This window comes from Microcoleus sp. BM001215392 (assembly GCF_036700185.1).
In the GTDB taxonomy this organism is placed as follows: domain Bacteria; phylum Cyanobacteriota; class Cyanobacteriia; order Cyanobacteriales; family Microcoleaceae; genus Microcoleus.
This window is the reverse complement of record NZ_JAUBOJ010000217.1, coordinates 1-9,264: the sequence shown is the minus strand read 5'-3', so window position 1 is coordinate 9,264 and position 9,264 is coordinate 1. Positions and strand designations below refer to the sequence as shown.

The following is a 9,264-nucleotide window of genomic DNA, read 5'->3' as shown; positions in this document are numbered from 1 at the left end:
TTTCAATCGGCGATTGAAATCGCTGAGTTTACGGGCACACAAACGATGTCCGCCGGACGCCGACTAGAGAAACATAATATTTTCGTTTTCAATCGGCGATTGAAATCGCTGAGTTTACGGGCACACAAACGATGTCCGCCGGACGCCGACTAGAGAAACATAATATTTTCCTTCTTCCTTCTTCCTCCTGGCTTCTAATTCATCAATAAAACCAAATTGCCGATCGCACTGCCACTTTCCTGCAATTCGTGAGCCGCCGCAATCTCGTCTAAACCAAAGCGCCCAGCAATAACGTGGTGCAAAACTCCAGCTTTCAAACAAGTTGTAATATCTGCCGCCGCTTGTTGGTGTGCAACTTTGTCCATAGCATAAACTAAGACATAATGAACGGTAAGATTTTTGTAAATTAACGAGTACACAGGAATTTGAGGCGTTGTATCCGAATCAGAAGCATAAGTGGCGATCGTGCCGTTGCGGGCGATCGCTTTGAGATTAATTTCCAGATTTCCGGCAAAATCAACTTCAATTATGCGATCGACTCCCTGACCGCCCGCAATCTCCTTAATCCGCGCCACCACATCTTCAGCTTTGTAATTAACAATATAGTCAGCTCCCGCAGTTTTAGCAAATTCTGCTTTTTCCGCAGAACTTACTGTCGAAATAACCGTCGCGCCGCCCCATTTTGCCAATTGAATCGCATAATTACCAACAGCACCCGCGCCGCCCGCAACTAATACAATTTTTCCAGTAACAGCACCATCTTTAAAAACACAATGGTGTGCAGTCATAGCCGGAACTCCCAAACAAGCACCCGCTGCAAAATCTGTATTTTCCGGCAGAAAAACCGCTTGTTCGCTGGGTACAACAACATACTCCGCCGCCGTACCAAACGGGCGAATTAATGTAGCTTCATAAATCCAAACCCGTTCCCCAATTCGAGACGCTGGGACACCTTCTCCTACTGCTTCAATTGTTCCTGCACCGTCGTTGTGGGGAATCACTCGCGGGTGTCGCATTGTGAGTCCGCCCCAACCGCTGCGCTGCTTGACATCGGATGGGTTAATCCCAGATGCGCGTACTTTAACCAGCACTTCATTTGCACCCAATTCTGGAACATCGATTTGGCCAATTCTGAGGACATCTTTCGCGTTGCCGAGTTGTTCGTAGTAAGCAGCTTTCACGGTTTTTTTCTCCTGATGTTTTCAATAGACTAGATTACACTCATTTACTAGACAAGATTGCCAAAATCATTTTAATCAAATTTTGGGATAGGCTCTCCGGCCCATCCCACAAAAAGTTTTTTGTACAGAAACAAATTGAAAATCTCAAACAGTCAGAATATCTGTAATAATTGCGCTTGCTAGCCAACATCTATGGTAAAGTAAACTCGGCTGTTAAACTAAAAATCTATGACCGTAAATTCCGAGTTAACAGAGCAGTATTTGTCAGAAGGCGAGAAACTCCAGCAATCAGGAAAATTTGAGGAGGCGATCGCCCAATACCAAAAAATACTAGCACTCGAACCGGAGGCGGCGATCGCGCGCAGCAAGATAGCCGAAGTTTATTATACGCAGCAGAAATATGTAGAGGCGATCGCCTCCTGTTACCAAACCCTGCGCCAGCAACCCAATTTCGCCCCCGCCTACAAAACCCTCGGGAATATCCTGCAAGCCCAAGGTAAAACAGACGCAGCAGTGCGGGCCTACTCAAAGGCGATCGAATGCGATCCTAATTTTGTCGCAGCCTATGTTAACTTAGGCAGTATGTGTTACAAACAAGGCTTGCTAGATGAAGCGATAACATACTACCAAAAAGCGATCGTCATGCAGCCAGACTTAGCAGCCGCTTACTGGAACTTAGGCAAAGTATTAGAACAGCAAGGGCGAACCAACGAAGGTTTAATTTATCAAGAAAAAGCTTTAAACTTAGAACCACAATTAGCAAAGTAGTTGTAGGGTGTCGAGCCTGCGATAAATCGCTAAACCAAGCTCAAAAATCTGACACATCCGCATCTCTGCTTAGAGGTTGAGTAAAAAAGAACACTTTTTTGAACAATTATATCATCTCCGCTCAACTCACACTAATAATATAGGAACGCACGTGAGGACTTTAGTCCGCAGCATTTTGCGGACTAAAGTCCTCACGTGCGTTCCGTTTTACCACAAAAAAACATGGATTTACTAGCAAAAAATCAAGACCAGCAGCACCCGCAATACAAACGCGATCGAGCCACAGTCGATAGTTTATTAGGCAAAGAACCAACCGACCAAAATTTATCAGAATTAGCAAGATTAATCATTCGCTACAAAGGATTTCCCGGTGCTAGAGATATTCAAGCAGACTTAAAAAAAGCCCTGCAACAATGGAATCATACCGAAGAAACTCTGTACGAACAAACCCGCAAAATTCACGCCAAAGGTGAAGTTTACAGGAAACAAAAAAGCGACCAAGAAGATTGGGCTTAATACCAAAGCTTAGAAGTGAAATAGCGATCGCAATTAATGCGTAATTTTAGGCCTCGGAGCCGGCGCACCTCGCAGCATTCCTTCTGTACTGAGGTCTTCATCAATTTCTTCCCAGTGAATGCCATAGCCTCCTCCACATACTTCCCATTTTTCCCTTTGATCTGGCGTTGCATTAAACAATCTTGGATACCAAATTAAAGGCACGGTAATGATTCGTCCATCCATCAAATCAACACTAATGGTTTCTTCTGTAAAATGAATGTGCTTAACTCTCTCGTCCGCTCGAATCGCCAAAATACCCATACCAAGCCTCCAATAGCGTTTGTTGATTTTCTTGTACTACCGACTGTATTTTACGAAGTTCTTTAGCACTAAAACCAAGGTTGTTTCCTAAACTGACTGGCTCCAACCAAAATTTAACCGATGATTTGTCTCTGTCAATATGAACATGAGGTGGTTCATTTGGTTCATGGCTATAAAAGTAAAGTCGGTAAGGGCCTATTCGTAAAATAGTTGGCATAATTCGATGTTATACAATATTTCAATCGGAATCTCTGTATTTTTTAAGATTATTCTTCTTCCATGACACGAGTTTTGTAAGATTTCAACTGGTTCCCAGCAAGAGTCTGGGAACCAGTCAACAGTCAACAGTCAACAGTCAACAGTCAACAATCAACTGTTAACTATTTTCAAACCATCTCAGCCGAAACAGGCATTGCAGGCTGCGGCTGGAACTGGAACAGCGAATAAACCACGTTGCGGCGGATATCCGTCATCATGTCCAAAAACAGCTCGTAACCTTCAGTTTTGTACTCGATCAGCGGGTCTTTTTGTCCGTAACCGCGCAATCCCACAGACTCGCGCAAAGCATCCATTTGCTGCAAGTGTTCGCGCCACAAAGTATCAATTTGCTGCAAGATAAAGAACCGCTCAGCATCGCGCATCAAATCGGCACGGATGGCATTAACTTCCGCTTCCTTCATGTCGTAAGCATTGCGGACTTGTTCGTGGAGGAAAGTTTTAATTTCCTCAACAGACAAATCTTCAAGTTGATCCGGAGTCATGTCAGCTAACAGATAAACAAATTCCTTCACCTTGCTGACAAGTTTGTCGAGTTCCCATTCTTCCGAAGGCAAATCGGGATTGATGTATGCTCCCACGATGTCGTCCATCGTTTGTTCCGCATACTTAATTACCTGTTCCTTCGAGTCCAAACCTTCCAAGACTCGGCGGCGTTCCGCATAGATGGCTCGACGCTGATTGTTCATCACTTCGTCGTATTCAAACACCTGTTTGCGGATGTCGTAATAGTAGGTTTCAACTTTTTTCTGAGCGCCTTCGAGCGATCGAGTCAGCATTCCAGATTCGATCGGCATATCTTCCTCAACACCGAAAGCCTTCATCAAACCAGCCACCCGTTCGCCCCCGAAAATCCGCAGCAAGTTGTCTTCCAAACTCAAGAAAAACCGCGTAGAACCGGGGTCTCCTTGGCGTCCCGCGCGGCCCCGCAACTGATTGTCAATCCGGCGCGATTCGTGGCGTTCGGTACCGATAACGTGCAAGCCACCCAACTGCACAACTTCATCGTGTTCGGTGCTGGTAAAGCCGTCGTATTCGCTGCGAGTACGATTGTAAGCTTCCCGCAATTTTTGAATTACGATGTCTTTGGTGGGCGCTTTTTCCGAGGCTACAGCCACGATATCATCGGCTTGCAATTCCGAGAGCGATCGCTCCCCGTACTCCTTCACCGCCAATTCCACCGACGTTCTCAGCAGTTGCTCGGCATCTTTCGATAGCTGTGTCGGGAAAATCTCGGCCGAAGCCTTCCAAGACTTGACTTTTTTGGCAGTTTGACCAAAACCTTGAGCTGCGGGGCGGCCGCCCATACCAGGCGCTTGTACCAGCGAAAACCCGTCTTCATCATCGGGGCGCACGATGCGCGGCATCAGATACTCGCGCAACTTCAGCCGTCCCATGTACTCAGAATTACCGCCCAGAATGATGTCGGTACCCCGTCCGGCCATGTTTGTGGCGATCGTCACAGCGCCTTTGCGTCCGGCTTGAGCGATAATTTCCGACTCCCGTTCCACATTTTCCGGTTTCGCATTCAGCAAATTGTGAGGAATCTTGAGTTCCCGCAGCAGCCTAGAGAGCAACTCGGATTTTTCCACACTGGTAGTACCCACCAGCACCGGCCTACCGATTTCGTGCATTTCGGCGCATTCTTGGGCGATCGCCTTCCACTTGCCGGCCTCTGCCTTGTAAACCATATCCGAAAGGTCAGCCCGGCTGGGAACCCGGTTAGTCGGAATCAGCGTCACTTCCAGGCTGTAAATCTTCTCAAATTCCGTTTCCTCAGTCTTCGCCGTCCCAGTCATCCCCGACAGCTTCGGATATAGCAAAAAGAAATTTTGATAAGTAATAGTCGCCAGCGTCTGAGTTTCTGGCTGAATTTCCGCGTGTTCTTTCGCTTCTATCGCTTGGTGCAAACCGTCACTCCAGCGCCGTCCCGGCATCACCCGCCCTGTAAACTCATCCACAATCACCACTTCGCGATCGGCATTGACGATGTAGTTAATATCCTTAATAAACAATTCCTTCGCCTTAATCGCATTAAAAATGTAATGCGCCCAAGGGTCAGCCGGGTCGTACAAATCCGTAACGCCCAACAAATCCTCAGCTTCACCAAACCCTTCATCGGTCAACAGCACGTTCCGCGCCTTTTCGTCAACCTCGTAGTGTTCCTCATTTTCCTTTCTCAGGGAAGCCGCAACTTCAGCAGCCCGGATGTACTTCTCGCTGGGGCGTTCGACTTGGCCGGAAATAATCAAAGGCGTCCGCGCTTCATCAATCAGCACCGAGTCAACCTCGTCAATCACGCAGAAATTAAAAGGACGCTGCACCACATCTTCCATGACAGTAGCCATGTTGTCGCGCAAATAGTCAAAACCGACTTCGCTGTTTGTGGCGTAGGTAATGTCGCAGTTATAATTTTTCTTGCGTTCCACCTGATCCATGCCCTGCTGGATCAGTCCCACAGTCAGTCCCAGGAAGCGGTGCACCTGCCCCATCCATTCCGCGTCCCGTCTGGCGAGATAATCGTTGACGGTGATGATGTGTACGCCTTTACCGTTGAGGGCGTTCAGGTATGCCGGCAGCGTCGCTACGAGAGTTTTGCCCTCACCCGTTTTCATTTCGGCAATTTGGCCTTTGTGCAGGATGATGCCCCCGAGGAGTTGGACATCAAAGTGGCGCAGTCCCAAAACCCGCTGTCCCGCTTCCCGCACCACTGCAAAAGCTTCCGGCAAGATTTCGTCTAGGATCTCTTTCTCCTCGTTGAGAGATTTAGCTTTTGCCAGACGTTCTTGAAACTCGGCCGTTTTGCCTCTGAGAGCGTCGTCGGAGAGGGCGCGGAGGTCTTCTTCCAAGATATTGATATCAGCTACCCAAGGCTGAAATTTTCTCAGTTTGCGCGCGTTGGGGTCGCCTAGCAGATTTTTAAACATGGCAGGAGAGGCAGATTTTTAATAATTAGCTTTAGTTTGCAGCATTAGGGGCTGTAGTGTGAGCCACAACGTTTACCTTCCCAGATTGTAGCAAGCATTGGCTCTGCTCAGGAGCCGAAGGAGTCGTTGGGGGCGATCGCTTGGCTGGGGAGGCTTGGACGATTGTCAATCATCTGTTTAAGGACACGGCACAGAGCCGACTCTACAACAAATTCGCCCACACCCTATTTGTAAAGTGCTTGTGGTCGGGCTAGGCTTGTAGGAGTGGCGATCCTGTTCCAGGGCTGCGCTAACGATGTATTGACATCATCCTAGGCGATCGCGATCGATCTTCAACTATATTTCCTTCATCAATATTTATTTTCTGGCACGGTTGAAAAGAATCAGAGCCAGATCGCGCCATTAACGAAATCAGCCCTGGACGAAAGTTTCAGAATTAGTAAAAAATGGCGCAGCCCAAAACTACTACACAAACACGATAGTTCTTTTATGTACAATAAGATATTTAAGAAATTGGAAGTGGGAAAAAATCAAGTTATATCTTGGTTGCGTTGCTTGCCGGTTAAACGAAAAATCGCATTGGGTTACGCAGTATCGCTAGGAATTGCGATCGTGGGTACAGGAATCGGAATTTTAATCGCAGATCGTCAAGAAAAGTTAGCGCTTGCTAAGGTAGATGACGTTTTAGAGGAACTCAATTTAATCAGCGGTGTGCAGGTGAAGGTGCTGCAAACTTCTAACCATCAGCTAAAGATTAAGGGATTACTCGATCGGCCTGCACAACTGCAACACGAATATGTGGAATTCAAGAAAAACTCTCAAAGCTTTCAGCAAAGCTGGGTAAAGTTTAAGACTTCTCATGGCGGCACAGCCGGACAGGAAAAGATTGAGCGTCATGGTGAAATTGAAGCTATTACTGCTTTTTTGGCAAAGCATCAAGGGGTTCCAGAAGCATACAGTCATGCCATCGAGCGCCTATTGCCTCGCCTCGATCCAGCTACCATCAAACCTGAAAATATCACCAGCATTCAGGCAGATATGACTGACCTAGAGCGAAGTGTACTCATGGATCAAATACATACTTTTTCTGATGACATATTAGCCATAATTAAAATGGTATACGAAGAGTATAAAGAAGCAGAAGTCGCGATCGACGCTAGTAATGCCCTGCGTTTGTGGGTGATTGGAGGCAGCATGGCAAGCTCGATCGCGATCGCCACTGTGCTGTCTTTAGTTACAAGTCGGGCGATATCTCGCCCAATTCACTCTCTCACCGAAGTTGCTCGAAAATCACTCCAAGAATTAAACTTTAATTTACCAGATTCCATTACCGATAGAGATGAGATTACCACGTTGACTATCTCTTTCAATCAATTAATTTTTACGGTAAAACAACTGTTAAAAAAACAACAAGAGTACAGTCATATTCTAGAAATTAACGTGTCTGAACGTACCGAAGAACTCAACACTAAAAACCTTCAACTTGAAGATACCTTAGACAAACTCCACAGCACCCAATTTCAAATGGTGCAAAGCGAAAAGATGTCTTCTTTGGGAAACTTGGTAGCAGGAGTTGCTCATGAAATTAATAATCCGATCGGCTTTCTCAACGGCAGCATTAACAATACCAAAGAACACATTCAAGACTTGCTCGAACATCTAGCTCTCTACCAGCAATACTATCCCGATGCAGTCGCACCCGTGCAAGAAAAGGCTGTTGAGATTGACCTGGATTTTTTGATTGAAGACTTGCCGAAGTTGCTCGATTCAATGCAAGGAGCAACGGATCGGATTAAATCGATGAGCAAGAGCCTGCGCACATTCTCCCGTGCAGATACGGATCGCAAAGTCAGAGCCAACTTACACGAAGGACTCGACAGCACTTTGCTAATTCTCAAATACCGGCTCAAAGCTTCCGAAAAAAGGCCTGCGATCGAGATTTTCAAAGAGTATGCCAGTTTTCCCGAAATCGAGTGTTTTCCGGGTCAATTAAATCAAGTATTTATGAATATTTTGGCAAATGCGATCGACGTATTTGATGAGATGGCCCAAACCCAAAGTTTTGACCAACTCCAAGCCAATCGCCAACAAATTGCTATCCGCACCGAAATCATCTCCAACCAGGTGTTGATTCAGATCCGAGATAATGGCAGGGGCATGACAGAAGATGTAAAAGCGAAAATATTTGATTATTTGTTTACTACTAAAGCTGTTGGTAAAGGCACTGGATTGGGGTTAGCTATTGCCCGTCAAATTGTTGTGGAAAAACATGGAGGTACGATCGCAGTTGATTCTACTCCCGGTGCAGGAACAGAGTTCACAATCCAGTTGCCTGTCAAATGTTAGGATACAACTAATTTTGAATTTTAGATTGAAGATTTATAATCTCAACTCTTCCTAAATTTAGGACACACTTCAAACGCTAATTGTGACCCATAAAAACAAACATCAAACTCATTAAAAAAATTAGTTCGCCCTAAAAGAATCGGAATATTATTCACCCTAGTCCAGGCAAAAACTAACTGAACAGGCTCAAAGTCCCCTACTTTTGCCAAGACTAATAACCCTTTCGTTTCAGCACTCGCTAAATTCCCTGCTAAAGTAACAGAAAATCTTTGCTCTTCCCAAATAGCCCCTAATTGCACCCCAACATTATAGGGCAAAACATTTACGCTAGCTCCTGTATCGAGTAAACCCATAACCTCAACAGAACGATTTTGATAAGTTAGTGTTAAAGGCAAATACGGAACATCAGCTAAAACACCAAATTCATCTCGTTTAGGTTGAAAAGAATATCGCCTACCATTAAACATTTTGAGTTTGTTTTTGTTCTGTTTCTAGTAACTGCATCAATTGCTGTGCTGCACTATTAGAACTATGCACTGAATACATAATTTCAGCAGATTCATTACCCATTATAATTCCTTCTTCTTTCGTCAATTCTGCTATTAAAAATAGCATCATTTGAAATTTGTCAGCACGGGATAATTGCCGAAGTTGGGCTAATAATTCAAGATTTGACATAAAACGCCATTGAATTCGTTTTTCTATTTTACCACGACCTTGAGATTTAAACGACTTCACAACTGTCATTGTTCCCTGCGACCCTTCGACTACGCTCAGGGAACAATGACTATATCATTCTGGTGTTACCGGAATTTATATAACCTACTTTTCAACAAGCCTGGGTATTTCATAGGTCAAAAAGTCATAGGCCATTTTTGTATTCGGAAAAATAGCCTGGGCTTCCTTGAGCAAATCATCTAGGACGATCGCATTTCCGGGAGCGTAGC

At 45.4% G+C, this 9,264-nt stretch carries 9 protein-coding genes and 1 pseudogene; 3 read left to right on the top strand and 7 right to left on the bottom strand.

Translation table 11 applies throughout. The features are described from left to right. Positions 1-194: 194 nt before the first annotated feature. Complete coding sequence (locus QT974_RS21240; RefSeq protein ID WP_333470401.1) at positions 195-1,181, bottom strand: NADPH:quinone reductase; 987 nt, start codon at positions 1,179-1,181, stop codon at positions 195-197. A gap of 228 nt (positions 1,182-1,409) precedes the next feature. Here QT974_RS21240 and QT974_RS21235 point away from each other — a divergent pair, with 228 nt between their 5' ends. Beyond that, a complete protein-coding gene (locus QT974_RS21235; RefSeq protein ID WP_333470400.1) occupies positions 1,410-1,949 on the top strand; it encodes a tetratricopeptide repeat protein in 540 nt (179 codons plus the stop codon). Between the two features lie 222 nt (positions 1,950-2,171). Further along, the gene (locus tag QT974_RS21230) at positions 2,172-2,465 is read left to right on the top strand and encodes a DUF3288 family protein (protein WP_333470399.1); all 294 of its coding nucleotides are present in this window, start codon (positions 2,172-2,174) and stop codon (positions 2,463-2,465) included. Between the two features lie 33 nt (positions 2,466-2,498). Here QT974_RS21230 and QT974_RS21225 read toward each other — a convergent pair whose 3' ends face one another. From QT974_RS21225 to secA, 3 genes are all read right to left on the bottom strand, one after another. Beyond that, on the bottom strand, positions 2,499-2,768 hold the full coding sequence (locus tag QT974_RS21225; protein ID WP_333470398.1) for a DUF2442 domain-containing protein: 270 nt from the start codon (positions 2,766-2,768) through the stop codon (positions 2,499-2,501). Further along, positions 2,731-2,985: a DUF4160 domain-containing protein gene (locus QT974_RS21220; protein ID WP_106334228.1), complete on the bottom strand. Its 255-nt coding sequence runs from the start codon at positions 2,983-2,985 to the stop codon at positions 2,731-2,733. Before QT974_RS21220 ends, QT974_RS21225 begins: the two co-directional genes overlap by 38 nt. 169 nt (positions 2,986-3,154) lie before the next feature. After that, positions 3,155-5,971 carry a preprotein translocase subunit SecA gene (gene secA, locus QT974_RS21215; protein WP_333470397.1) on the bottom strand — a complete coding sequence of 939 codons (2,817 nt, stop codon included), beginning with the start codon at positions 5,969-5,971 and terminating at the stop codon, positions 3,155-3,157. 579 nt (positions 5,972-6,550) lie between these two features. Between secA and QT974_RS21210 the strand changes: the two genes are divergently transcribed. Beyond that, positions 6,551-8,317, top strand: a complete 1,767-nt coding sequence (locus QT974_RS21210) for a sensor histidine kinase (protein ID WP_333470396.1) — start codon at positions 6,551-6,553, stop codon at positions 8,315-8,317. 41 nt (positions 8,318-8,358) lie between these two features. Here the strand turns inward: QT974_RS21210 and QT974_RS21205 are convergent, their stop codons facing one another. The 3 genes and pseudogenes from QT974_RS21205 to QT974_RS21195 all read right to left on the bottom strand — a co-directional run. Beyond that, positions 8,359-8,784: a retroviral-like aspartic protease gene (locus QT974_RS21205; protein WP_333470395.1), complete on the bottom strand. Its 426-nt coding sequence runs from the start codon at positions 8,782-8,784 to the stop codon at positions 8,359-8,361. After that, entirely contained in the window at positions 8,777-9,064 is a 288-nt protein-coding gene (locus QT974_RS21200; protein ID WP_333470394.1) for a hypothetical protein, read from the bottom strand. The genes QT974_RS21205 and QT974_RS21200 overlap by 8 nt, the downstream gene beginning before the upstream one ends. Before the next feature lie 75 nt (positions 9,065-9,139). Next, positions 9,140-9,264: pseudogene (locus tag QT974_RS21195) on the bottom strand (ribonuclease Z); the annotation flags it as partial.